The sequence below is a fragment of the Pseudomonas sp. W2Jun17 genome, from assembly GCF_023127795.1.
In the GTDB taxonomy this organism is placed as follows: domain Bacteria; phylum Pseudomonadota; class Gammaproteobacteria; order Pseudomonadales; family Pseudomonadaceae; genus Aquipseudomonas; species Aquipseudomonas synxantha_A.
The window spans coordinates 24,161-49,238 of the sequence record NZ_SPKO01000005.1 but is presented as its reverse complement, the minus strand read 5'-3'; the positions used below and the strand labels follow the sequence as shown (position 1 = coordinate 49,238).

Below are 25,078 nucleotides of genomic sequence, written 5' to 3'. Positions count from 1 at the left end.
CAGGCTTGGGAGTCAGCCGAACCTGTCCGAGGCAGACTTGCCCATACGCTCGAACTCCAACTCAAGATCATCGTCTGCAATAACCCCTGCGCAGTACAAGCGCAGCAGCATGTACAACGGAACAAGCATCCGCCCCGTCTTTTCAATTCGACTTCCTGAACTCTGGGTGACACCAAATTTCGCCCAGAAATCCGCTTGGGTCATCCCTTTTTTCGTTCGAAAAAAAATGACCTCATTCACAAACTTTGAACATCTATACATACACGCCCAACTCCCGCTCAGAAGAAGGGGATCTTCACATACTCCTTGATATCAGGATACCTATCAACACTTATAGTTTAACGCTTATGCAATCTGCATAAAGCTATGCACTTCGAAGCCGAGGAAGCCAGCATGAAATATCTAATAGACAAACGCGAGAACATATCACCACGTTATCTGGAGGGCATGCATAAACTTCGGGCTTCAATCTTCAAGGATAAAAAAGGCTGGGATGTGTCGATAATTGCCGACATGGAGATAGATGGTTACGACGCCTTGGCCCCCACTTATATGCTGCTGATCGATGATATCAACGAAAACAAAGTGGCGGGCTGCTGGCGTATATTGCCAACCACAGGTCCCTATATGCTCAAAGACACGTTCCCCAACCTGTTGACCACTAAAAAACCTCCGCGTGCCGCCAACATCTGGGAGCTTAGCCGATTTGCCATAAGTGCCAGTGAGCGCGGCGGCTTCGGCTTTTCCAATACCGCCATGAAGGCCATTGGTCACCTCATCAGGCATGCGCACTCGCAGCACGTTGAAAAGCTCATCACCGTTACTTCCGTGGGTGTCGAAAAGATGCTGATGAAAGCGGGGCTGGAGTTGGTCAGACTAGGCCCGCCCCTGACTATCGGCGTAGAACGAGCCATCGCTGTTGAAGTTAACTTGAGCAACAAGACCCTGGACGCAGTCAATGCTATTTGATCTGAGTACTTGACGCCGCTGAAGAGTGAGGCGGGCTACGATGTCGCCAGGGCCGTGCAACTTCAAGCGAACGTGCAAGTTGCAGCAGCAAGGCCTCATTGCCCATCTTTGCGATGAACTGTGTGCCGATGGGAAGTCCTGTTTCGTTCCAGTACAGAGGCACACTCATCGCCGGTTGCCCGCTCATATTGAACGGTGTCGACCACCCCATATATTCCATGACAGTGCGCGAATGTTCTGCAAGGCGATTGCCCAGTCGCAGGGGCCAGTCCATTCCCCATTTACCTAATACTCTACGCGATAGGCGATCCTCCAACGGACTCAAGCGAAACGCTCCCACCTTCGATGCCAACTGGTTGGCTACCGGCGTCACCAGCACATCGTAGTGTTCATGAAAGGCGCTCATGATGCGCCCCTGATGAAGCGCCAACTCTCTCGCCCTGGCGAGATCGACCGCTTTGAGGATATGGCCCTGCCGGGCCAGGGCCCAGGTCCCGCTCTCGAAATCCGCGTAAGTCGCCACGCGATCAAGCATGCGCCCCGCGTTCTGCACCAGGCTCGCCATTTCCCCGCACACCAGGGTCAGCATGGCTTCGCATAATTGATCGGGGGATGCCAAGGGTGGATGGGCTTCAACCACCTCGTGCCCAAGGTCCGTCAACAGCTTCAAACTGCTTTCCAACGCGGCGCGACAGTCGGGACTCAAATCCCCACCCAGAAAAGGCTTGAAGGTGTAAGCAATGCGCAGCCTGCCAGGCGCATCGCCGATACCCGCAAGAAACGATTGAGCCGGTGCGGGCCAACGGTAAGCATCAGCATCATCACTCCCCGCAATCAGGATATCGAGCATGGCAGCACTGTCGCGCACGCTTTTTGAGACCGCGTGTTCAACTACCAGACCCTGCCATAACTCTGAAAAATGCGGCCCGCAGGGAGACCGACCACGTGTTGGCTTGAGGCCGAAAACCCCGCAATGGGAAGCGGGTAGCCGAATTGAGCCACCTCCATCGCTGCCGTGGGCAATCGGGGTCATGCCCGCCGCGACCGCTGCACAGGCACCGCCGCTGGAGCCGCCCGGCGACAATTCCAAGTTCCAGGGGTTACGTGTGGCACCGGTTGCATCAGACTCGGTATAGGGATGCAAGCCCAACTCCGGCGTCGCGGTTTTACCGACAAAGATCAACCCCGCCTGTCGATAACGCTTGATCGTCTGCGAGTCCTCCCTGGCAACATAGTGCGCGAACAGCCGGGAGCCGTTACGTGTGGGGCAGCCCTGAATCTCCGCAAGCAGGTCCTTGACCAATAGGGGGACGCCGGACAACGGGCCGTCTGCCAATGGCACCTCGCATTGTGCCTTGGCCTCGCGCTCAAGAAGATGCACCACCGCGTTGATCGCGCCATTTCCTGCGTCGATCCGCTGAACGGCGGCGCTCACAAGCTCCAGAGGGGTTACTTCTTTAAGGCGCACCATCTCAGCCAGCGCAATGCCGTCCAACTGGTCGTATTCAGGAAAGTGGAACGCGCTGACCATAAGAACCCTTAATTGAAGGCGTTATCGATAATCCGCATCAGGGCGTGACCAGGCCGGAACGGATGCCGCTGATCACGGCGTGCTGGCGTGATTCAGCATTGAACTTACGCATAAAGTTGGTGACATGGTAATTAACTGTAACTTCTGCACAGGACAGAATTCGCGAAATTTCCCAAGAGGTTTTACCGGCGGCCACCCACTTCAGACATTCCAGCTCACGAGCGGTCAACTTCGGTGGTTTTTCGACCTCCTTTTCAGCAGCACTCTGTATTTTCTGGAACGATTCGATCAGATAATCACGCATCAAGGCAAATTGTGGCAGCCCCTTGGAACGAATGACGTCGGCCGGTGACTTCTCATCCGTAATAAAGTTCAACATTCCGAACTCTCCGCGCGGCCCATGGATGGGCATACACAGCCCCGAACAAACACCACTGGCACTCGCAGCCTCATACAATTGCTGTTCGGGCTTGTTAATAAAATTTTCCTTTGTCCAGACCAACGGCAATGAACTGTTCAAGCAATGAAACACAACAGGGTCGACTTCGTAATAGGCATTCGCGTCATAGATACTGCGCCATGACCTGGAATAATTACTGATGATGGTCGAAGAGCTGAAAGGCGTACTGATCGTGGGCTTAACCCCAAACAGCACCGAAGAAAATCCATACTCTTTCGCCAAGGCAAACAGCACTTTACTCCAGGCCTCCAGCGTCTCACACATTAGAATGTCTTCAAGCATCTTAACCTCCTTGTTATATGGGGACTATTAGTGGCCGCCCCACATTGAATGGCCACTATTCGAAGAGCAACGCTCACCTTGTTAGGCAGGTTGGATCCAATCCACTTCAAGAAGTAAGTTAACGAAAAAACATAGATTGTCAAATTAAACAAAAGTCATAATGGCGCGCATTAAGTCCCGCGACGAATGGTTCAATCGCGCCTGTCAAGATAGTGCATAAGTGTGTTATGGAAGTGCCGTATCCTGGATTCATGAAGATCGCTCAATACCAGCGGGTCATTGCTCAAGGCTTGCAGGCCCGCACGCATATTCTTGATATTGTCCATGTCCTGATCGTATACATAGCCTAACCAGTCAGGCAGTACACCGGCGTGCTCATAGGTGTCGTCCGGCCCCATTTCCACGGTCGCTGCAGGCTCGGGTCGCTGCGCGCCCTTGGGTATGTCGACCAAGTAGAAAAGATCGAAGATGCAGCTGTTATGGTCGTTTTGGTTGGGGCGAAAACGCAGCACGGGCGGCAGAGAAATGCCGCGAAAGAAGATCATATTCGGGAACAGCGAATACTGCAGTACATCGACGGCTTCAGCGTCAGACAACCCACTGACATCCCTGCCACTGGCCAACCCGTATTGCAAACGCATCACACTGGCCATGTAGCGCCTTGCTGTCATGCCGGCCTGAAGGTGAGGGGCGTAGGGGCCGCTTTTCCCATTGAGTACGTTGCGATGAAATTGATCCATGATCGCCTGTTCGGACAGCGGCTCATGATCCTCGCAGACCGACAGCCCGACCGCGTGAAAACTGCGGCTCACATGACGCTCATCGGGTCGAACATCGTATTGCAGGGTATCGCTCAGATGGGCCCATGTATGCCCGTGCGTCTCGGGGGCATGCAACCCTTCCATGAAGGACTCCATGACGTTTTTCCAGTTCGCCGGGAGTATGTGCCGGCTGTGCCCCGCAATGTACTTGCCCTCATACTGATTGATGGCCAACTCACCGGGCAGGCTCTCCATATAATCGGCCAAAGGCTCGCAGGCAGGATCCATATTGATGAAAATGAAACCGCCCCAGGTGTCTGTCTTGACCTCCAGCAAACGGCGACCCTCCCAGTCAAGGTGGGCAAAATCCCATGCCGCCGGTATGCGCTTGAGGGTGCCATCCAGGTCCCAGGCAAATCCGTGATAGGGGCAACGCAGTTCTCGCACGCTCGAATCGCCCGAGCACAGGCGCCGGCCACGGTGACGACAACTGTTGTAGTAGGCCTTGATTTCCAGTGCTTCGTTACGAACGAGGATGAAGGATAACTCGCCGATCTCGTAGAGCGTCAAATCCCCCGCCTCTGGAATTTGCTCCTCCCGCGCAGCCATCTGCCAAACTCGAGACCACATCCGATCCATTTCCAGTTGATGAAAACCGGCAGACAGATAGGCGTCGCGATCAACCTCCATCCTGTACCGGCCTGCGGGAAAATGCTCCCGCATATCGGCCGGGACACTGCTCTGATCGTCGCGTGCCAGGACCTCTTGATAATCGATGGGCATGGACAAGTCCGCGACGTGCTCGATCAATTTGCTTTTCATCTTCCCTCCTTTGATGCCGTGTGGATGAGCAGGCTGGACTTATGCATCCGCCTGGGAACCCGGCATCACCGGGCTGAGGTTCTTGATATACGCCGTCACCACCCCCAACAACCCCAGGTGGTTATACAAACCAAAATGATCCATGCCAGCGATTTCCGAATAGTCAGCACCCTCATGCAGTTCGATAAAGCGCTTTGACTCATGGGGGCTCACAGCTTCATCACAGGTGCCGGCGATGACATGGCACGGCACCCCGAGTTGCTCATCCTGCAGCGGGTACTCGCCGACTTGCAGCGCGGTAATAGCCCGGCTATAGCAATACAGCGACTCCGCGGATTCAAAGGGCAGGCTCGTCAGGTGGATAAGGTTCGGATCCGTCGCGTCGAGGATCTCGCTGGATTGGCGGCTCTGTGTCGCACTCTCGGTATTTTCACTGCCGGAGCGCGCAAAAAACGACGCGTGAAAGCGCTCTGCCTGGCTACGCGACTGTGAAATAAGCGGCAACACCTGCCGCAGGTTGCGCATGAAAGCGGTCTCCTCTTCCTCTGCGCTCACCAGGCCATACGCGCCACTGATGAGCGTCAGGCTCGCGACTTCTTTCAACTTGCGGGCGTGATAGGCGATGTAGGCCCCCGAACACCAGCCGATCAGATGTGCTTTTTCTATATTGAAGTAATCAAAAATCCGCTGCAGGTCGCCGATATGCGCCGCAACACTGACGTCAATGGTGTCGATATCATCCACGGGGCTGGGGATACCGCGGCTTTCCCAGGTAACAAAGCGGAAGTCATCTTCCAGGGCCTCCCTGAGGCGGTTGGCCAGTTCCAAAGGCATGCCGACTGCGTTGATGAAGACCACGGTTTCCTTGCGCTTGTCCGCCGAGGCATAGACATTGAGGGGCACCCGGTCTTGTGTATCGATCACGTATTGACGCAAGAGGTCAGGTTTGCGTTGGCTCAGCGCCACCACCCCACCCTTGATGTAGCCCTCGACGTCTGCAATCGTCAGCGCACAGCCGCCTCCGTCGGCCCGAAGAAAGGTCTTGGTGTTGTGGATGTAGGGGTTGTAAAACACGGTTTTACGGGCCAGCAGTTTCTCGATGGCCGAGGGGTTTTCCAGCCCGCTTTCATCGATCTGCAAACCACTGAGCTCAATGGCCCGGGAAATAATATCGAGCAACACGCGCACTTCGATATTGGTCGACGACGTGGCGTGGAAGATGCCCCGCGGGCAACTCGCCAGATTGTCGTACACCCGCATGATGTCCTGGCACACCTGATCTACTGGCACCAGGTTGACCCTGGCGTGGGGCTTACCCGACAGGCGCACGGTTTGTTCAGTGTTGCGCATGGCGCGCTTGAGGCGGTTGACCTCCCTCAGGAACCCATACAGGCCAGTGGTGCTGCCACCTGCGGATTGAGTGGCCTGCGGACCGATAACAATCGACGGTCGGATAATCACCAACTCAATTCCACTGGCAGTGCACAGGCGGTCAATCAAGTGCTCGGCCGCACATTTGGTTTCTTCGTAATAGTTATTGAATTCAGTGCTCTGGTGCAGGCATTCCTCCACCTCACCCGAACCAACGCCTGCGGTATAAGCAGTCGAGATATAGAAAAACGTCTGGCAGCCCAACGCCTGTGCTGCATGGAACGCATGGGTCAGGCCGTTGATATTGTGCTCATAGATAATGTCGCGGTTCTTTTCTTCGAAATTGAGCGATGAAGCAAAGTGCAGGAAGACCGCCTGCTCCGAGGCCTGCGCCCGGGACTGAGCGATATCCATCCCCGCCAACGGCTGGGTGATATCGGCGCGCCGGGCTTTCAAGCCGGCAAAAGAGAGTCGCGCGTCAGTGGCAGGATAATGCTGGCCCGCCGAGAGCACCGCATCGCGGATACGATGTCGGCACTCATTGTCGTCGCGCCCCCTGACCAGGCAGGTCACATCGAACTCACCGGTGAGCAAATGCCGATAGATAAAATGGCTTCCCAGAAAACCAGTGCCGCCGGTCACATAGAGCTTTTTCATGTCGCCTTCCTCAAACGGTAAATGACGGGCCTGCTCAGGCCGGTTCATGGGCCTGTTGCAAAGCCATCTGGCGCAATTGATTTTTGGCAATCTTGCGCAAGCCGGCACGGGGAAAATCTTCCAGGAAAATAATTTCGCGAGGCCGCTTGAAGTCGGCCAGGCGCTCGCGGCAGGCCTGTTCGATATGCCGCCTGGCGAGCGCCTGGTCCTCACGACCTCTAGCGTTGAGCACGGCAAACAACACCGGTGTTTCCGTCAACAAGGGATCGGGGCGCGACACTACCGCCACTTCGCTGATCATGGCGCTGGCGTACGCAGCGAACTCAATCTCCGAAGCCGATACGTTTTCCCCGCCCACCTTGATGATGTCTTTCAAGCGCACATCAAAAAACAGCACGCCCTCGGTAGTCTCGAAAAAGCGGTCGCCGGTGATGTACCAACCGTCCTCTGTGAAGGCGTCGCGGGTTTCGCCAGGCTTGTTGAGATAGCCCAGAAACAGATTCTTGCCGGGTTGCGCGTTGAACTGCAGATCGGCACTGATTCGCGCATTGAACGGCCCGGCATTCGTGACGGGATCGGTCAACCGATAGCGGTAGCCACTCACTGGCTTGCCAATCGAATAATTGAGGTCCGCGCTGTGCTGCTCGCTCGTCACACTGCCAATGGCAAACAGCTCAGTCATGCCCCACCACCCTACGGTCTTCACACCAAACAGCGCCTCCACGTCGGTGTTGCGGCTGGGAAAGCCCCAAAACCTGAAGCTGTGTCGAACCGGTTTCTCCAGGGCTGCCAGGGCATGACAAACGAACGGCAGGATCGCGGCCCATGTGCATTCAAAGTGTGCCGCATCGCTCCAGAAGCGTTGGGGGTTGAACACCCGCCGTAGCACCATGGCGGCTCCCGAAAACAATGAGGTGAGCACTTGATAGGAAAAAGCCATGGTGTGGCAGAGCGGAAAAAACACCAGCGTCACATCGTTTTCGGTGACCTGCAGGTGCTCGATATTGGACTGCGCTGACCACACCAGGTGCGCGTGGGAGATGACGACGCCCTTGGGCTGGCTGGTAGTGCCCGACGTATAGAGGATCAGCGCTGGATGATCGCCTGCGACGCACGCCATGCCGACGCAGGCCCCCCGCATGGAGACGAGCTCATCGATGCCAGGAAAAACGGAGCACTCGCCGGTGTCCTCGTCCGAGGCTGCCACCACTACCATGGAAGTATGCAGGTCGCCGGCAAACAACCCCAGGTCATTGAGTGAGGTGACGACCATCTTCGGCGCAGCATCGCTGACGATGTAGCGCATTTCTTCCTGACTGAGGCGATTACCCACTACTACAGCGGTCGCTCCGAGATAGGCGCAGGCGAATACCAGGATCAAGGCATGGGCTTCGACATCGAGGCACAGCACGATTCGATCGTCACGCTTGATACCCAGCCCGGCCACGGCCACCGCTGCGTTGCTGATAGCTTGATGAAGCTGGGCATAGGACAGCTTCGCGGCACTGCCCAGATCCGGTAAGTGCAGCGCGGTACGCTGGGCATGCCGATCGCACACCTGCGCGAATGCCAGGCATACATTTGCACCGACGCCAGGGGTCAACTGTTCCATCTCACATTCCCTTGCCATACCAAAAATAGAAGACGCACATTGCCAGCCGCGGTGCCAGGCGAAGCAGGCTCACGTACCGCACTCCGGCCTGGCCTGTGCGCGTTGCTCGATCATCACGTCGCTGTCGATCAGATGCACCTTGTAGGTCGTCAGTGCGCAGCGGGTATGCGGCCCCAACGCCTCGCCCGTCTCCAGGTCGAACCTGGCGCCGTGGTGCGGGCAGATCAGTTGGCCGCGCCGGATCAAGGCGCCGTCCATCGTCTTACCCTGATGCGGGCAGCGGTTTTCCACGGCATAGACCGCCTGCCTGGCCTGGCAAAGCAATATCGGCTGCCCTTCTACTTGAACAGCCAGCGTGCCGCCTTCCTCCAGCGCATCCCGCTTCGCGGCGAACTGACAAGCGGGCGGATGCTCTACCAACGGCGACGACGCCTTCACGACCTCACTGCTCACGTTGGGCGAACCACTGGACGATCTGGTCGATACTGCAACCGTAGAGGCCAACTGCATCTTTTTGCGCAACGGTGACCTGGCTGACACGCTCAAGCTGCGCGAACAGTGCCATCATGGTCAGCGAGTTGATTTTCAATCGAGTCTCGATCAGTGGCACATGTGGCTCGACCGTCACGGCTCGGCCCAGGGTGGCCTGCAACGCGTCCTGGACGGTCTGGCGAGTGATCTGCATCTACGCCTCCTGTGGATGCCGGCGACCCGGGCATCGGTGCGGATTGGATTTTTATATTCCCCATCTTCCTGGCGGCCATCAACCTATAAGCCTTATGGGGAGACATCTTCCCGCGCCCATGAAAAACTTACCGCACGCGGGCTTTCAGTCTTCAACTGGCCAATAGCGTTGACGGGCGAACGGATACGTGGGCAGTGACAGTTTCTGTGCCTTTACCAAGCGGTAATAATCCAGCCAATCAAAGCTGATTCCGGCCTGCACAACGTCGCAGGCAAAGCGTTCCACGTCAGCGAACGTCAGCATTTCCTCGGCCAGATGCACGCAACGCCCGGACGATGGCACGGTTACAGCCCAGGCCTGGCGGCTGACGACGAGCACTGCAACCTGGGCCGAATCAGGCCAGCCAGGGGAAGCAAGCTGGGCGGCGCCCTGCCCCTCCTGCACAAACGCGCTCAACCACTCAGGGCTAGCGTCTAGTGCCGACGATGCGCCGCACCCGAGCTGCAGACAGCGGTTGATCCAGTGGCCGTAACCCCTGTCGATCACGGCCTCGAACACCATCCCCCAGCGCACCAACTGTTGATACAGCGCCACTTCGAACGCTAGTTCGGCGCAGCGAGCCGCCGCTTCAACGGTCTGTGGCGTACTGGAGAGACGGCCCAGGCACTCTGCGTAATCATCGGCCATGCGCTGGTATCTCGGCGCCACCAGCCATGCCTGCCGACTGGCATCGTCAAGGTGCTGCGGCTGCTCGCACAGGTAATACACCAGGCGCGGCGTGAACGTCGCCGGCGCATCCAGCACGCTGTGTGCGGCCTCTTCAAAAAACCTGTCCACGTCTATGCCTGCTTTCAACACACCAGCGAACCGCTCGCGATGTGCGCTGCGGCTGATGTTTATGGTATGCGCCAGCGCCAGACGATCAATTGGCCCGCTGTCACGGACGAAATGGGCGAACCGCAGCAGGTATTGGCGTAGTTGCTCTCGCGTTGCGGCAGACAGACAAATCGGCACGTCCACCGCTGCGTCGGTCCCGCGCACCAGAGCTGGCGCAACGGACTGCAGCACGCTGAACACATTGGTGCCGCCGATCCCCAGGCAATTGATCGCTGCCAACCGCGCAGTGTCGGCGGGTTGCTCCAGCGCCTGCGACCACACCCGGGTGTCCTGGCTGACCCGGAACGGCGAATGCTCGAAATCGATGCGCGGATTGGGCGTGGTGAAATTGAGTGAAGGCACCAGGGTGTCGTGCTTTAGCATCAACGCCACTTTGATCAGGCTGGCGATGCCGGCTGCCTGTTCAAGGTGACCAATATTGGATTTGACACTGCCTATCGCACAAAAACCGTGGTCCTGGGTATCCAGGCGGAAGGCTTTTTCAAGCGCCTTGATTTCCAGAGGGTCGCCCAGGCTGGTGGCGGTACCATGACACTCCACATAACTGATCTGCCGCGCATTGGCGCGCGCCAGCGTGATCGCCCGCACCATGGCTTTGGCCTGCCCTGGCACACTGGTGGCGGTGTAGCCGATTTTCATCGCCCCATCATTGTTGACATGGCTGGATTTGATCAGCGCATACACATGATCACCATCGCGTATCGCGTCGGCGTGGCGGCGCACGATGACGCTCGCCACGCCGCTGCCGAACAACGTGCCGCTGGCATCACTGGAAAACGGACAGCAACGACCGTCGCGAGACAATAACGGGCTCTGTCCGAGGGGATAACCGGTATGGTGCGGAATACGAATGGCGGCTGCCCCCACCAGCGCAGTGTCGACCTCCCCCAGGCGCAGAGCGTTGCAGGCCAGGTGCAACGCCACCAGCGAACTTGAACACGCGGTCTGCACGGTCATGCTCGGGCCTGTCAGGTTGAGCTTGAAGGACAGGCGCGTGGCGAGAAAATCCTTGTCGTTACCCTGGTGAACCAGGCTGGCGGTTTCATGATGCAAGGGGTCGAGACGGTCACCAAACTGATGCAAATAGCTGGTGGTGATGCCCCCCATGCATGCATAGACACCCGTCACGCCGGCTTGAGCCGCCTTGACATGCCCGGCATCCTCAAGCGCCTCATACCCCACCTCCAGCAACAGTCGATGCTGCGGATCGAGCAATATGGCCTCGCGCGCGGAAACCCCGAAGAACCGCGCATCGAACCATTCGATGCCTTCAAGCACCGGGCTGCGCCGGATATAACCAGGCTCGCTCCATTGCTCGCGGGTGACACCCGCCGCGCTCAGTTGCTGATCGTCAAGGTCAACGATCGACTCGCGGCCCTGGCGCAGGTTCTCCCAGAACACTCGCTGGTCAGGTGCACCCGGAAAGCGGCATGCCAACCCGACAACGGCCAGGTCGCCCAGATGGCTCTCTAGGGCCTGGCTCACAGTTGGCGCAGATCACGCAGTTGGGCGTCCAGCGGGTCCGGACTCGGCCCCGGCACACCCTGTTGCGCATACGCTCGACACAAGTCCGCCACGGTCACGATGCTGGTGATCGCCACGGCATCGGCGAAGGGGTCTGTTCCATAAACCGCTTCCAGGTTGCTGATCAGCGTCGCCAGATCCAGGGAGCTCAGGCCCAAGTCGCTGAAGCGGCTGTCAATTTCCACCGCCACCAAAGGCCCACCCTTCGCCCCCAGAACCTGAGCGATCTGGTGCTCTACTTGATCGAATACTTGATCCATGACTTGATGATTCAGCATGTGAAACCTCCATCGACTGCGATGTTTTGACCGGTGACAAAGGTGCCCCGGTCTACCAGGTACAGGATCAGATCCGCGACTTCCTGCTGGGTACCCAGACGCCCCAACGGTGTGCGGCGCTCGATCCTGCTGAGTGTCTGGGGGCTCAGGTCCTTGACCATGTCGCTGGAAAAGTAGCCAGGCGAAACTGAGTTGACGCGAATGCCCCGTGGGCCCAGCTCCTTGGCCAGGCTGCGGGTCAAGCCATCCATCGCGGCCTTGGTTGCGCTGTAAACCGTCAGGCCGGAATGACCCCGCAGGGCATTGATAGATGACACATTCACCACGCTGCCCGCGCCACGCTTGAGCAGCTTGGCCGTGACCAGCTTGGTCAGGTACAACTGGCCCTTGAGGTTGATATCAAGCGCACTGTCGATGTCCGCCACGCGCATCGTGCTGAGGATGCCTTCAACACCGGTGGCGGCATTGTTGACGAGCCCGTCGAGGCCACCGAAGCGCTTTTCCACCTGCTGGACGAAGGCGGTGAGCGCTGAGTAGTCGGTGCAGTCCAGTGCCTGCCAATGAAAGTCGGCACGCTCGCTCAACTCCGTGACAGCCGGGGACTCTCGACGACTGAAGGTCGCGACGTTATAGCCTGCCTCCAGGAAACATCGGACCGTCGTCAATCCCAGGCCCTGGCTACCGCCACTGACAATGATGGTGCCCTTTACCGCAGATGGAGCGCTGTCATGGCGAGTGTGTAAAGCGTCAGAAACTGCATCAGTCATTGCGAGGCCACCTTGATTTTCTTGAATCGATCGCTGTGCAGGCGCCCGGTCACAAATTCGATATGACGCGGCACCTTGAAATCTTCCAACCCTTGCTGGCAATGCAGCATGATCTGGCGCTTGGCGTCGTCGGTGTCCAACTCACCCTCCAGAACGACCGTGGCGGCCACGATCTGCCCGGTGACCGGACTCTTGCGCCCCCATACCACGGCATCCTTGACGAAGGGGAGGCTCAACAGCCGACTCTCGACTTCTACCGGCAGCACTTTGAGCCCTCCCACATTGATCAGGCTTTCTCCACGCCCGAGGATGCGGAAATAATCGCCACGGGTTTCAACCAGATCCCCCGTGCATAGCCAGCCCTCCTGATCGATCACCGACGGCGCGTTCAGATAGCCGAGCATCGCGGTGCGGGTCTTGATCCACAGAATCTGATCAACCACCTTCACCTGCACATCGTCAGTGGCAATTTGAATCCACAGCGAGTCACTCGACTCCGAGCGCGTGGAGAGGATGCCCAGCTCGCTCATGCCATAGGTCTGCTTGAAACGCACAGCCGGGAACACCTCGTTCAGCGCGGCCAGGGTCGATTCGGGCATGGTCTCGGTGCCGTAGGTCACCAGTTCCAGGCTGGAAAGATCGTAGGTCTCGTACGCCCGTCCCCATAGCAGCATGTTGAGAAATGTAGGGGTGGCGGGAAGGAGCTGGATCCGGTGTTCAGCAATCTGCCGGCAAATGCTCACGGCGTCGCGGGAATCGAGCTTGACCAGTGTCGAGCCGCTGAATAAACAGTGCAGCAACGTATTGAAACCGCCGATATGGTCCAGCAACAGGAATGCAGCCGTGGTACGAGGCCTTGAGCGCGGCGCATCGCGGTATTTGGCAAAAAGCCTTTCGAGGCTGAGCAGGATGGCCTTGGGCTCGCCGCTGCTGCCTGAACTGAGCAATATCAGACCGGCTTCTCGGCGATCGAACAGGCCTGCCACCAACTCGTGGGTGGGCAACTGTGTGGTTAACGCCTGCAGATCGCCGGGGTGATCGGCGTCGATGATCCAACTGGCCCCTGTCGTACGTGCCACCGCCGCGCAGCGTTCAGACGAACTGCGATTGAGTGGCACCACCACGCAATGCCGGGTGTACAAGGCCAGAATCGCCCCCACCATCGCGCAGCTATAATCACCATTGACGATTACCGTGCAGCACGCGATGTTCTGGTGCGCCAGAAGCGCCTGCCAGGACATCATCGCTTGCCCTATGGCGTTGAAGGAGGACTGCTGGCCATCGGCGATCAGCGCAATGCCGTCGCCGAACGAAGCCAGGCGGTCGCTGATCCAATTACGTTCCTCTCTCATGTCTGCCTGTGCTCCTGTTGCTGTTTGCCAAAACACCGCACGAACGCTCAAGGCGATGCGCGAGCCATCCTGGCCGACAACCCGACCAGCCCTCCAATCAGTAACCGCGCCAGCCTGGCCAACCTTCCGGGAGCGCGAAAGCCCCAGATGGCATCCATCCAGGCGGGCAATTGCAGCAACTCCACCGACAGCCCAGCGCGGCTGCGCAGGTACACCACGTGGGATAACCCACCGCCAACCGGCGGCGTGCTTGAGCTGAAGCCTTCACGCAGCACGCGTCGGTAAAGGGCATTGAAGTGGCTTGGGCGGCGTACGCCCAGGGCGACATTCATCAGTCCGGGTTCATTGAGTGGTCGTACGGCGCCCACGCCTTGGCGGTGCACCAGTTCGATCCAGTGCTCACCCGCATCCAGGGCGCAGCGCGGCGTGTCGCAGCTGACCGTGGCCGAGGGCTGGCACGCCGACAGCGGCAGCCCCAGCGCCCGATGAAAATAATCCACGGCGTCCTCCAGATCTTCGACCACCAGCCGTACGCCGATAATGCGCCCGACCGCGCCGCCAGCCTCAGCCTCCACCAGTTGCACCGGTACGCCATCGGGGTCGCGCAGCACTGTGCCGGTGAGGTCGACGGGTATACCGGCCGCCTGCAAGCGCGCCACGGCGGCGTCTATATCGGCTACCGCGACAAACAAGCGCTCGTAGCCGCTGCGTGTGCGCGTTGCCGCCGGCAACCGGCACGGTTGGCTGAACTCGAAGAATTCAAGCTGAAAAAATGCCTGTGCGTCAGCCATCCAGTAATTGACGCCCTGCACCGCCGTCATCTCGAACAGTCGGGCAGCCATGGGTCCGCGAACCTGAAAACTGCCGGTGGCACGCAAACCCAACAACGCGGCATAAAACTGCATGCTGGTGGCGGCGTCGGCGGAGCAGATTGCGACCTGGCACAATCGCGGCGGCGCAAGTTCGGACCTGCTCACGGGCGATTCCGTGGCGTAAAGGAAATGGCAAATCGCTCGCTCAAGCCTGCGGCGGGGTTGGAGAAATCCATCTTGATATCGCTGAGCTTGCACGCCGGGCGCAAATCGGTGTGATACAAAAACAGCGCCAGGTTCAACGACAACAGGATATTGGCCAGCCCCGCCCCGATGCAGGTGTGCGGCCCACGACCGAAGGGTGCCCAGGCGCCGCTGGCGCGGTGTTCAAGCCGCGGCTCTTCATAGCGAGTGATGTCGAAGACCTGAGGGTTCTTGAACCACGCAGGATCCGTGTGGTTGGCAGTGGTGAATAGAATGATGTCCTGCCCTTTGTCGATCGAGTAACCCTGGAACTCGAAGTCTTTCGCTGCCGTACGGCGCACGGCGTAGGCCGTTGGATAAAGACGCATCACCTCGCGGATGAAGTTCTTCAGGGTCTCCATGTTTTCCAGGCCATCAGCGTCCGGCAATCCCTGGCTGAAACAGGCATCCACTTCATCACGCAACGCCTGGTGCAAGTGCGGCTGCTTGAAAAGCTCCAGCAGCATGAAGCTCAAGGTGGCACCGACGGTGTCGATGCCTGCCAGGTAGGAGATGATGGCGTGGTTGCGCATATCTCCTGGGGTAAACCACTGGGGCTGGACCATCTGCCCTTTTTCCTTGAGCGTCTGGAAGTAACCCTGGGTTTGCTCCTGGGTCCGTTCCGACTCGATAATCCGGTCAGCCAGCGCCTGCACCTGCTTTTTCGCCGCCCGGTAACCCGGCAGGCGCAACGCCAGCCGCGGCCACTTTTTCAGGGCACAAACGTTCATCGCGGTATTCTGATACCGCATCAGCGCCTCGACTTCATCCGGCGTGGGTTGATAACCCTGCAGTGATCCACCAATCTGCTGCGACAGCACATGCCGAAACAGCGCCGACACCTTTTGATCAACGCCGTAGCGCGCTTGCAGGGTATCCGTGAAGATCTGCGCAAGCATGGGAATGCGCTCGTTGAACGCCGACTTGGAGAACAGCGGCTTCATCAGGTTGCGCTGGAAGCGATGGGCATCACCATCCACGCCGATGAACGAATGCGGGCATTGCATCTCTTGCAAGGTCGCTTCCCAGAACCCGCTTGAGACAAAGCAATCCTTGCCCTTGTCCGCCACGAATCGGTTCGCCTCCATGCCGGCCAATACCACGAAGTTCATATGCGCGGCCTTGACCCGGTAGACATCGCCATAGGTACTGCGCGTGGTTTGCAAGAAGCCCAGGGGGTTGCGGATCAAGGCAAACGCACTGCCGAGCAGTGGCCAGCCCTTGACCACGGGAAGCTGGCGGTTGCCGGCCCCACTCGAGACCTCTCTTTCCCACGATGTCATCGTTGCTCTCCCGGATGGCGTTTGGTCTATGCATTGCCGCGCCCTGCCTGCGACACATCAGTGCCCAGCGAAAAAAGCATAACCAAAAGCGGCGCGATCCAAACCTATAAGCACTGATAGGTAAATTAGCCGAGGTCGATCTCGGGTGTGGCGCAGATGCCCGGCAGCCTCCATGGCGGCGTCACCGTGTGGGGGGCCGCTTGGCGCCGACACAGGCAGGCCAGGTCGAGGGTACGCACGCGGGGAATGACTTCCTGCACGCGCAGGCAAAACCTGGCCCGAGGCGATTCATGACAGGCAGCCACAGCCAGGCAGTAGCGCGCCAGCAGCAGTGTTGACCAGAATTGCCAATGCCGGGCGTCGGTTGTCGGTGGGTTGAATTGAAGGGAATGCCCGCAGCTTGGCCCCAGCCGGAAGGCAAAGCTGTCGAGCGGTACAGCAAGACCTTCGCCGCGGGCCTTTATGTAGGCTTCCTTGAGTGTCCATATCTCGAAAAATCGCTGCGCACGGTGCGCTGCGCCACACTGCTGCAGGTCGTGGCGCTCGGCGGCCGCAAAGAACGTATCGGCCACCGAAACGCCGTCGCCCTGGCGCTGCAGGTCTTCAACATCGATGCCGATTGCCTGTCGCGACACGGCCATGACGATCAAGCCATCGGTATGGGAAACATTGAAGTGCAGGGACTGCGAGGGGTCCAACACCGGATCGATACACGGCTTGCCGTGATCGTTGTAGGCAAAGCACCAGTGCTGCGGGGGAATACCGGGGCGATACATCGACAACACATGACGCACAAGCGCCCGGGTAACCAGGTACTGATGGCGATGTCGGGCAAAATGAAATTGCGCCATCCGCTGGCGCTCACTGTCACTGAGCACCGCGGCATATTCGGCCAACAGGTCAGCCGCGACGATCAACTCATCACGACAGACCCACAACTGGATATCGCCCGGTGGTAACGGCCACTCACGATCCATCGTGACTCCAGCGGCACCACCTGGTGCCGCTCGACAGCGCGGCACCAGGTCGGCATTGCCTCAGGCCAGTACGCTACGGCGCAGTTGAATACGCACAGGGTCGCCCTCGGGCAGCTCGACTTCGTCCACTGCCAGCGGCGCCTCAAGATCGCTGCGCAACAAGCTCTGGACCAGTAACTGGCTCTTGAGCCAGTCCTCGTGGTGCACCAGGATCTCATCGACATAGGCACCGCCGAGCACGGCGATGTCGACTTTTTCGGTGTAGCCCAGCTTGGCTTTCTTGCGCAGGTCTTGCAGCCTGCGGTTGAGCTCACGTACGGCGCCTTCGCGCTTGAGCGAGGCATCGATGTCCAAGTCCAGCCAGACCACCATGTTCTCGACAATCCCGACGTTATTGAGCGTGTCACGCACGGTCAGGCGACGCTCGAACTCGTGGGGCTGGATCGTCTGCCCTGCGGCAACCAGCCCCCCCTGTTCATCGATTACATACTCTCCGGCCTTCACCGCTGTGGTGACCGCCTTCATCGCCGGGCCCAGTCGCTTGCCGAGCAAGGAGAAGATCAATACCACCACGGGCTGCGCCCACTCGTCGGCATCGGCGGCCCACTGGACCTGCTTGACGTTGAGTTCCTCCTCGAGGAACTGTGCATAGCGCTCCAGTACGGCCTGTTCGATACCCGCGACGCGAATGCTGCGCAACGGAAACTTCTGCGAAACCCCATTGGTTTCGCGCACATTGCGCACGCTGGCGATCAAGTTACGCAGGCTGCTCATCTCATCGGCCAGCTCGTACGACAGGTACTGGCGATCGATGCTCGGCCAGTCTTGCAGGTGCACAGAGTCGGCATACCCCAGTTCGGTGTAGACCGCCTCAGCCAGAAACGGCATGAAGGGCGCCAGCAGACGAGCAAAATTAGATAACGCGTAGTGCAGCACTTCATAGCACTGGCGCTTGTCGTCATCCAGGCCATCGCGCCAGATGCGTGCCTTGTTCAAGCGCAGGTACCAGGTACTCAAGACGTTGATGAACACTTCGATACGCGAATAAATCTTGGAAAAATCCAGAGACTCCATCCACATCTTGATATCCGATTCCAGCGCCGCCAACTCATGCAACAAGTAGTGGTCCAGGACATTGTCCAGGGGCTGGCCAAGGTCGCCGGAAGGACTGAACTGGTCGATTTCGGTGAACGTTTTATAGAACTGCAGGCAATTCCAGAACAGCAGATGGTAGCGGCGCACCACGTCGCGCACCGACTCTTCACTGAACTTGATGTCCTCTCCCTTGCAGACCGGCGATGCCAGCAAGGCCACGCGCAAGGCGTCCGAACCGTGGGTCTGCATGAGATCCATCGGGTTGGGGTAGTTCTTCAGGCGCTTGGACATCTTGCGACCGTCCTTGGCCAGAATCACCCCGTGGCACATGGCGTTCTTGAAGGGGTTCTGCTCGAAACAGCCGGTGGAGATGACCATCATCGTGTAGAACCAACCGCGGGTCTGCGCAAGGTACTCGACGATGAAGTCGGCAGGGAAAGTCTGTTCGAACTCCTGCTTGTTTTCGAACGGGTAGTGCCGACTGGCGAACGGCATTGCGCCCGATTCGAACCAGCAATCGAAGACACCGGTCACCCGACTCATGGTGCCCTCGCAGCACTGGCAGGCGAAACGATGCTCGTCGATATGAGGCACATGCAGGTCTTCGACCTTGCGCCCGGAACGCGCTTCGATCTGCGCGATGCTGCCCATCACCTCGACGGTGCCGCACTGGTCACAGCGCCATACCGGGATGGGCGCACCCCAGAAACGGTTGCGCGACACCGCCCAATCGCGGGCATTACGGATCCAGTCCCCGAAGCGCCCTTCCTTCACATGCTCGGGCACCCAGTTGACCTGGCTGTTGTTTTCCACCAACTGCTCGCGCAGCGCCGACGCGCGGATGAACCAGGACTCTACCGCGCGATAGATCAGAGGGTTATCGCAACGCCAGCAGTGTGGATAGTTGTGTTCGATCTGTTCTTGCTTGAACAGCAAGCCACTGCTCTTCAGATCTGCAAGGATGCGCGGCGTGGCCTCGAAAATATTCTGCCCGGCATACTGCGCCACCGCATCGGAAAAGGTACCGTCGTCGCGAACAGGGTTAGGTGCAGGCAACTCGTATTGCTGCCCGAGCAAGGCGTCGTCCTCACCGAACGCAGGGGCAATGTGGACAATGCCAGAGCCATCGCCCATCTGTACGAAGTCGGCGGTGACCACGCGATGGGCCGAGGCATCGATCACCTCGCCGACCACCGGCAGATAACGCAGCCCCGCCAGCTCTGCGCCGGTACAGCGTTCCAGGATCACCGGCTCATCGAACAAGCCGCCCAGGCAACCTTCGGCCAGCCATAGGCGCTCTTCGCCGTGCTCGATGCACACATAGTTTTCATCGGCGGCCACGGCCAGTGCGACGTTGGCAGGCAACGTCCAGGGTGTGGTGGTCCATGCCAGGAAGAAAGTGTCCGGGCGGTCTTGTTGCCTGAACTTGACATAGGCGGACATATCGCGGCGCGGGCGGAAGGCGTCGTCCAGGCGCGCCTCGAAATTCGACAACACCGTCTGGCAACGCACGCAGTAAGGCACGATCTTGCCGCCCTCGTAGACATGCCCCTTGTCATGCAAGGTTTTAAAGCCCCACAGCACCGACTCCATGTAGTCGTTATCCATGGTCTTGTAGGCGCCATCGAAATCGACCCAACGGCCCATCCGGTTGACAAAGCCACGCCAGTCATCGGCGTACTTGAGCACCAGCTCCCTGCACTCGTCGTTGAACTGCTCCACGCCAAACTCGAGAATATCGCGCTTGGACTTGAAGCCCATGGCCTTCTCGACTTCGAACTCCACCGGCAAGCCGTGGCAATCCCAGCCCCAGCGGCGTGGGACCTGTTTGCCGAGCATCGTCTGGTAACGCGGTATGACGTCTTTGATATAGGAAGTCAGAATATGGCCGTAGTGCGGCAGGCCGGTAGCAAACGGCGGGCCGTCATAAAATACGTACACCGGCTTACCCTCACGGGCGCTGATGGATTGCTCGAACGTCTTTTCTTTTTCCCACCGCTCGAGTACCGCATCTTCCATTGCCGGAAATCTAACCGGCCCACTTCCTTCCGTACTCATCAGTCACACCTGTCAGTAAAAACAAAAAAAGCACCCCCTCGGGGCTTTACCTTACCTGGCGGTCTGCCGCCGCCATCGCCCGTCAATCCACGTCTGCCTCACCCTGTCGACTGGCGGCCGATACAACTGACGGCGCACAAAAAGGGGTGAGAAAAGCAGGTGGCACGGTACGACAGTCAAACGCTTCCAGCGTTTGCAGAAACCCCAGCATAACCTTGGATACACTCTCTTGTGTATCAGAGAAAAGCGTGTAGTGCCCCCAATCGTCCATGATGCGCACCTGCGCATTGGGCAGAATCTCTCCCAGGCTCAGTGAGTCCTGGAACGACACCATGGTGTCTTGCCGCCCCCCTATCACCAGGACTGGCACGCTGATCGGGGCACACCACTGGCGATCCACTTCAGGCTCAGCGGCGCTTTGGATCAGGTACATATAGCGCAGCAATGCCTGGGGGCCGCTTTTGAAGGGAGCCTCCACCAAGCCGCGGATGCGCGCATCGGCCAGCCCTGTGAGGCGGGTGGCTGTCTGTTCCGTGTTATTGGCGAAGATGGTGTGGTACATGAAATCGAGCTTGGACTCATCTTCGACCAATATGCGACTGACCTTGCCAATGGCATCGCCAGCCACTGCGCTGTAGCGGCTATTGAAGAAATTCGGACTGTTGAACAACAGCAGCGCCTCCAAGCGTGCGGGCCATCTGCGCGCATAAGCCAACGCGGTATGAATGCCGGTGCACCAGGCGGCCAGTACCACCGGGCCAGGAGCGAGCATGGCCATCAGGTGTTCCAGGTCGCGCACCTGATCGTCCAGCGCATATTCGCGAAACCTATCGTCATACGCCCCCGGCAATCCGCGCCGTTCCCAGGTGACAAAGCCAATACCGGCCGCCTGCAGCGCCTGGGCCACGCCCTGCGTCACGGCGTTGCCGATGCCCAGGGCATTGACGAACACCACGGTGCCACCCGGCGCCTGCGTGTGTAGCACCTCCAGGCTCAAGCCATCGTGCGTGATCAGTTGCATGCTGTGTGTCCCTCTCTTCACTGTGCCTGCTTGCCCCAAGGTGCCTCATGTACCGGTTTGTCGCTGCCCCGCCACGCCTGCTGCCAGATTGTTGATCTCGTCCCAGATGTGCAGCGAACGGCTTTGCCATGCCAACGGATAGCGGCTGGCGGCGGCCTGATAGAAATCCGCCGCGGCCTCCCGATCCGTCGCAGCCCGCCGGCAATACTCGTTCAGGGCCCAGCCATAGGCCGAAATCGCCAGGCCCGAACCCAGGCCGGCGTTGGGCGAGCCGGTGCCGGCTGCATCTCCTACCAACAACAGGTTGCCATCAACTACCCGTTCGGCCCTGCTGTGATGCACCGCAATACGTTGCGTCAACCAGTTGATCCCCTGGTGCTCGACGCCCCAGCTTTTGGCGAAGAAGTCAGCTTTGTCCAAAAGCAGCTCGAGCGCCGGTGGCGTCGGTGTGCTGCTGTAGAACGCCACGCCAAACTCTTTGCGCACAGGGTAGGCCAGGCCAAAAGCGCAGTGATCGAGACGCCCGCGCGAATCGAAGGCGAACTCATAGCTCAAGCGTGACGTCGCAACCTCACTGGCGCAGTGAAACACATACCAGCTCTCACTGCCCTGAGGGGTCTGCAGCAGCGTGCACTCGATACCCGCGGCCTGGGCCACGGCACTGCGCGCACCGTCAGCGACCACAACCAGATCGGCATCGAGGGGGAATGACGGCGCACCTGCCGTTGCACTCAGCAACACTTGCCAGGTAGCGGGCCTGCTGTCGTCGGCGACCACCGTCGCCTGATGGTCGGCGATAAACCGCACGCCCCGCGCGCAAGCCTGCTCCATCAACACCGCCTGCAAGTCGGCCAGGGAAATGGCCATCACCGACTCACCCACGAACAGCTCGGCGACTGTCTCGTCTCCATACGCCATGCTTGCATCGATACTGTCGAGAATGCCGGCCGGCAACTCGCGGGAGAAATACCGGGTGCGCTGCCCGGCGCTATTGAGGTAGAAATCGTGTCGCACGATCCGTGCGGCGCGCCGTGCAACGGCATCCAGCACCCCGATGCTTTTCAGGTAGGGCAAGGTGTGAGGGTAAAGCGTGACCATTTGCATACGGTTGATCGCGGTACGCTTTTCGACCACATACACCTGCTCGAAACCATTGGCCGCCAGGGTCAGGGCTGCCACCAGGCCAGCCGGCCCGGCCCCCAGCACCACACCGCGTTTGCCGGCCCATGCCCGCTCCGGCAGCGCGGCGGGTTGGTGGGCAAAATCGAAGGCGTAGCCGTTGCGGTGGTACACCTGCAATTGTTCCGGCGCAACGTAGTTACTCGCCGCAGGCACACTCGGCACGATCGGCGTAGCGGTCGACGGCATCGGCTCGCTGACCGGAGGCGGCATGGGAGCGAGCATTTGCTCAAGCTGTTCGATCAGCGCGCCGGCTGTCCTACACAGCACTAACTGCGGGCCGTCACGACTCTCATCCAGCCCCTCCAATGCCTGGCAAAGGCAAGCCGCCAGCACCAGCATGGTCACTGAATTCAAACCGTAATCAAGCAACGGCTTGCCCAATTGCAACGTGTGCGGATCGATTTGCGTCAGTGCGGCGATTTGCGCACGCACCACCTCATGCACATCCTCGGCGTTCGCCTCCAGCGCGATGGCTATCGCAGGCGCAGGCGTGGCGGATGTGTCAACGGTCGGCAGCCAACAGTGAACCTTGGCAAACGGATAAGTCGGCAGCTCGACGATGCGGCGGCCAGCACGCAGGCTGGCCTGGCGAGACACCTGTTGCAGGCTGATCTGTCCAACAACCCAGGCCCGGGCCTGCTCTTCCAGGCTCAACGTCTGGCGCTCAAGGGGCGCGGTATCCGGCACCTCGACCTCCTCAAGGTCACCATAGTGAATCACCACGCCGTCCACACTGCCCTGTTGCCGGTGAACACAGGCCAGCGCCGCATCCAGAGTGTCGAGCAAGGTGCCAGGTTGGCGCTGCACCCATGCCACCCGGCAGTTCATGGCTTCACGACCCTGGCTGAGGGTAAACGCCAAGTCATCCAGGGTGAGCGAAGGGGTGGCAGCCAATGCTTGCCGAGCACTGCCAAGCACAGCCTGCAGGCGCTCGTTAGTCGCTGCGGAAAAAACCAATAGCCACGGGCCTGGCGTTGAGACCGGCTCAACGGCGGCGGGTGCAGCGTCGTACGCCTGCAACAGCAGGTGGGCATTCGCACCGCCAGCGGCGAATGTATGCACAGCGGCACGGCGCGGTGTCGGCCAGGGCATGCCGCCAGGTGCATCGCTGGGATGGTGCCAATGCTCCAGGCTGCGCTGGGCCCGCAGCGGCGCCTCATCAGCGCGGGTTTGTGGATTAAGCGGTTCGGTCAGAATCGACGGCACCAGCACCCGGTCACGCAGTTGCAACGCCACCTTGATCACCTGCGCCAGGCCAATCGCGGCTTCTGCATGGCCAATGTTCGACTTCACCGAACCCAGACGGCAGTGTGGCAAGTGCGTATTGCGCGGCCCATAGACGCTTCGCAACGCCTGGAACTCAGCGACATCGCCCAGGGTTGCACCTGAGGCCGAGGTCTCGACGTAATCGACACTCCGGGGGTCGATGCCCGAGCGCTGGAAATGCCGCGACAGCAGGGTCTCGAACGCAGCAGCACTCGGCACGCTGTAGCCGGGTGTATAGCCTTTGTGGCTGATAGCGGTGGACTTGATCACCGCAGTGACCGTGTCACCTTCTTCAATCGCCTGTTTGAGCGGCTTGAGCAGCACCGCAGCCACGGTTTCACCGGGCAGGAACCCGTCTGCCTGCCCGTAGGCTCGAACCCCCGGATGACTGGCGAGCAGTTGCCCCTGGCACAACGCAATATATTTGAACGGGTGGATAGACAGATTCGTCGCCCCCACCACCGCCAACCGGCAACTGCCGCTGCGCAGGCTTTCGCAGGCCAGATGCAGCGCCGTTGCCGCCGAGGAACACATGGTGTCGAGCGCCAGGCTGGGACCCTTGAGGTTGAAAAAATGCGAAATCCGGTTGGCCATGCTTGCGGTCGATGACAAGGCTACCGTGGCCTTGCGCGGCACATCGGCGTCGAACGCGTGGTACTGCTGATACATCGAACCGGTAAACACCCCGACCTCGCCGTCGCAGGACTCAGCCAGGTAATCGCGGGTGTAGCCGATGCGTTCGAACAAGGTCCAGACCTCCTGCAAAAGCAGGCGCTCCTGAGGGTCCATCAACTGGGCTTCGCGCGGAGAAATGCCGAAAAACAGTGAATCGAAACGGTCCACATCCTCGATGAACCCGCCCCATCGGCAATACGCCCTGCCCGGCTCACCCTTTTGTGCACTGAAATACGTGTCGGTATCCCAGCGGGTCGCCGGCACTTGCGTAATGCTGTCTACGCCAGCACGCAAATTGTCCCAGAACTGCTCCACCGACGCCGCACCAGGAAAGCGTCCCGCCATGCTGATGATGGCAATATCGCCAGCTTCCACCGCCACGGGATCAGGGGTTTGCGCCGTCGGCTGGGGTGCCGGCAGCATACGCAGGCGTGCCTTGGCCTGCTCGATGCTCAGCCGGCCCTCGCGCAGTTCGTCGAGGATGGTCTTCAGGGTCAT

19 protein-coding genes are annotated in these 25,078 nt (G+C 59.3%); 1 reads left to right on the top strand and 18 read right to left on the bottom strand.

The window, feature by feature from the left end:
• Positions 1-12: 12 nt before the first annotated feature.
• Entirely contained in the window at positions 13-204 is a 192-nt protein-coding gene (locus E4O98_RS02710) for a hypothetical protein (RefSeq protein WP_050549313.1), read from the bottom strand.
• Between the two features lie 189 nt (positions 205-393).
• On the opposite strand from E4O98_RS02710, the gene E4O98_RS02705 reads away from it, so the two are divergent.
• A complete protein-coding gene (locus E4O98_RS02705) occupies positions 394-969 on the top strand; it encodes an acyl-homoserine-lactone synthase (RefSeq protein WP_050549314.1) in 576 nt (191 codons plus the stop codon).
• Here E4O98_RS02705 and E4O98_RS02700 read toward each other — a convergent pair.
• The 17 genes from E4O98_RS02700 to E4O98_RS02620 form a co-directional block, all read right to left on the bottom strand.
• Positions 962-2,500: an amidase gene (locus tag E4O98_RS02700; RefSeq protein WP_078820789.1), complete on the bottom strand. Its 1,539-nt coding sequence runs from the start codon at positions 2,498-2,500 to the stop codon at positions 962-964. The two genes, E4O98_RS02705 and E4O98_RS02700, sit on opposite strands and share 8 nt — an antisense overlap.
• Positions 2,501-2,537: 37 nt before the next feature.
• The gene (locus E4O98_RS02695; RefSeq protein ID WP_050549315.1) at positions 2,538-3,242 is read right to left on the bottom strand and encodes a LuxR family transcriptional regulator; all 705 of its coding nucleotides are present in this window, start codon (positions 3,240-3,242) and stop codon (positions 2,538-2,540) included.
• A 191-nt stretch (positions 3,243-3,433) separates the two neighbouring features.
• Entirely contained in the window at positions 3,434-4,825 is a 1,392-nt protein-coding gene (locus tag E4O98_RS02690; RefSeq protein WP_032877002.1) for an aromatic ring-hydroxylating dioxygenase subunit alpha, read from the bottom strand.
• A gap of 39 nt (positions 4,826-4,864) precedes the next feature.
• Complete coding sequence (locus E4O98_RS02685) at positions 4,865-6,853, bottom strand: alpha/beta fold hydrolase (RefSeq protein WP_050549316.1); 1,989 nt, start codon at positions 6,851-6,853, stop codon at positions 4,865-4,867.
• 34 nt (positions 6,854-6,887) lie between these two features.
• Positions 6,888-8,465 carry a class I adenylate-forming enzyme family protein gene (locus E4O98_RS02680; RefSeq protein ID WP_248134086.1) on the bottom strand — a complete coding sequence of 526 codons (1,578 nt, stop codon included), beginning with the start codon at positions 8,463-8,465 and terminating at the stop codon, positions 6,888-6,890.
• Between the two features lie 69 nt (positions 8,466-8,534).
• Positions 8,535-8,918, bottom strand: coding sequence for a Rieske (2Fe-2S) protein (locus tag E4O98_RS02675; RefSeq protein ID WP_248089449.1), 384 nt, complete (start codon positions 8,916-8,918; stop codon positions 8,535-8,537).
• On the bottom strand, positions 8,908-9,150 hold the full coding sequence (locus E4O98_RS02670; protein WP_032877005.1) for a hypothetical protein: 243 nt from the start codon (positions 9,148-9,150) through the stop codon (positions 8,908-8,910). The genes E4O98_RS02675 and E4O98_RS02670 overlap by 11 nt, the downstream gene beginning before the upstream one ends.
• A gap of 144 nt (positions 9,151-9,294) precedes the next feature.
• Positions 9,295-11,532, bottom strand: a complete 2,238-nt coding sequence (locus tag E4O98_RS02665) for a polyketide synthase (RefSeq protein ID WP_248134084.1) — start codon at positions 11,530-11,532, stop codon at positions 9,295-9,297.
• Positions 11,529-11,849 (bottom strand): acyl carrier protein, encoded by a 321-nt coding sequence (locus E4O98_RS02660; protein WP_032877008.1) that lies wholly within the window; start codon positions 11,847-11,849, stop codon positions 11,529-11,531. Before E4O98_RS02660 ends, E4O98_RS02665 begins: the two co-directional genes overlap by 4 nt.
• Positions 11,843-12,616 carry an SDR family oxidoreductase gene (locus tag E4O98_RS02655; RefSeq protein WP_078820783.1) on the bottom strand — a complete coding sequence of 258 codons (774 nt, stop codon included), beginning with the start codon at positions 12,614-12,616 and terminating at the stop codon, positions 11,843-11,845. The genes E4O98_RS02660 and E4O98_RS02655 overlap by 7 nt, the downstream gene beginning before the upstream one ends.
• Complete coding sequence (locus E4O98_RS02650; RefSeq protein ID WP_032877009.1) at positions 12,613-13,968, bottom strand: fatty acid--CoA ligase family protein; 1,356 nt, start codon at positions 13,966-13,968, stop codon at positions 12,613-12,615. Before E4O98_RS02650 ends, E4O98_RS02655 begins: the two co-directional genes overlap by 4 nt.
• 47 nt (positions 13,969-14,015) lie before the next feature.
• Positions 14,016-14,945, bottom strand: a complete 930-nt coding sequence (locus E4O98_RS02645; protein ID WP_032877010.1) for a VOC family protein — start codon at positions 14,943-14,945, stop codon at positions 14,016-14,018.
• Complete coding sequence (locus E4O98_RS02640; RefSeq protein ID WP_103735464.1) at positions 14,942-16,306, bottom strand: cytochrome P450; 1,365 nt, start codon at positions 16,304-16,306, stop codon at positions 14,942-14,944. The genes E4O98_RS02645 and E4O98_RS02640 overlap by 4 nt, the downstream gene beginning before the upstream one ends.
• A 125-nt stretch (positions 16,307-16,431) precedes the next feature.
• A complete protein-coding gene (locus tag E4O98_RS02635) occupies positions 16,432-17,283 on the bottom strand; it encodes a 4'-phosphopantetheinyl transferase superfamily protein (RefSeq protein WP_078820780.1) in 852 nt (283 codons plus the stop codon).
• 60 nt (positions 17,284-17,343) lie between these two features.
• The gene (gene ileS, locus E4O98_RS02630; RefSeq protein WP_078820779.1) at positions 17,344-20,436 is read right to left on the bottom strand and encodes an isoleucine--tRNA ligase; all 3,093 of its coding nucleotides are present in this window, start codon (positions 20,434-20,436) and stop codon (positions 17,344-17,346) included.
• 82 nt (positions 20,437-20,518) lie between these two features.
• Positions 20,519-21,457 (bottom strand): alpha/beta hydrolase, encoded by a 939-nt coding sequence (locus E4O98_RS02625; protein WP_103735466.1) that lies wholly within the window; start codon positions 21,455-21,457, stop codon positions 20,519-20,521.
• 45 nt (positions 21,458-21,502) lie between these two features.
• Positions 21,503-25,078, bottom strand: coding sequence for a beta-ketoacyl synthase N-terminal-like domain-containing protein (locus tag E4O98_RS02620; protein ID WP_248128358.1), 3,576 nt, complete (start codon positions 25,076-25,078; stop codon positions 21,503-21,505).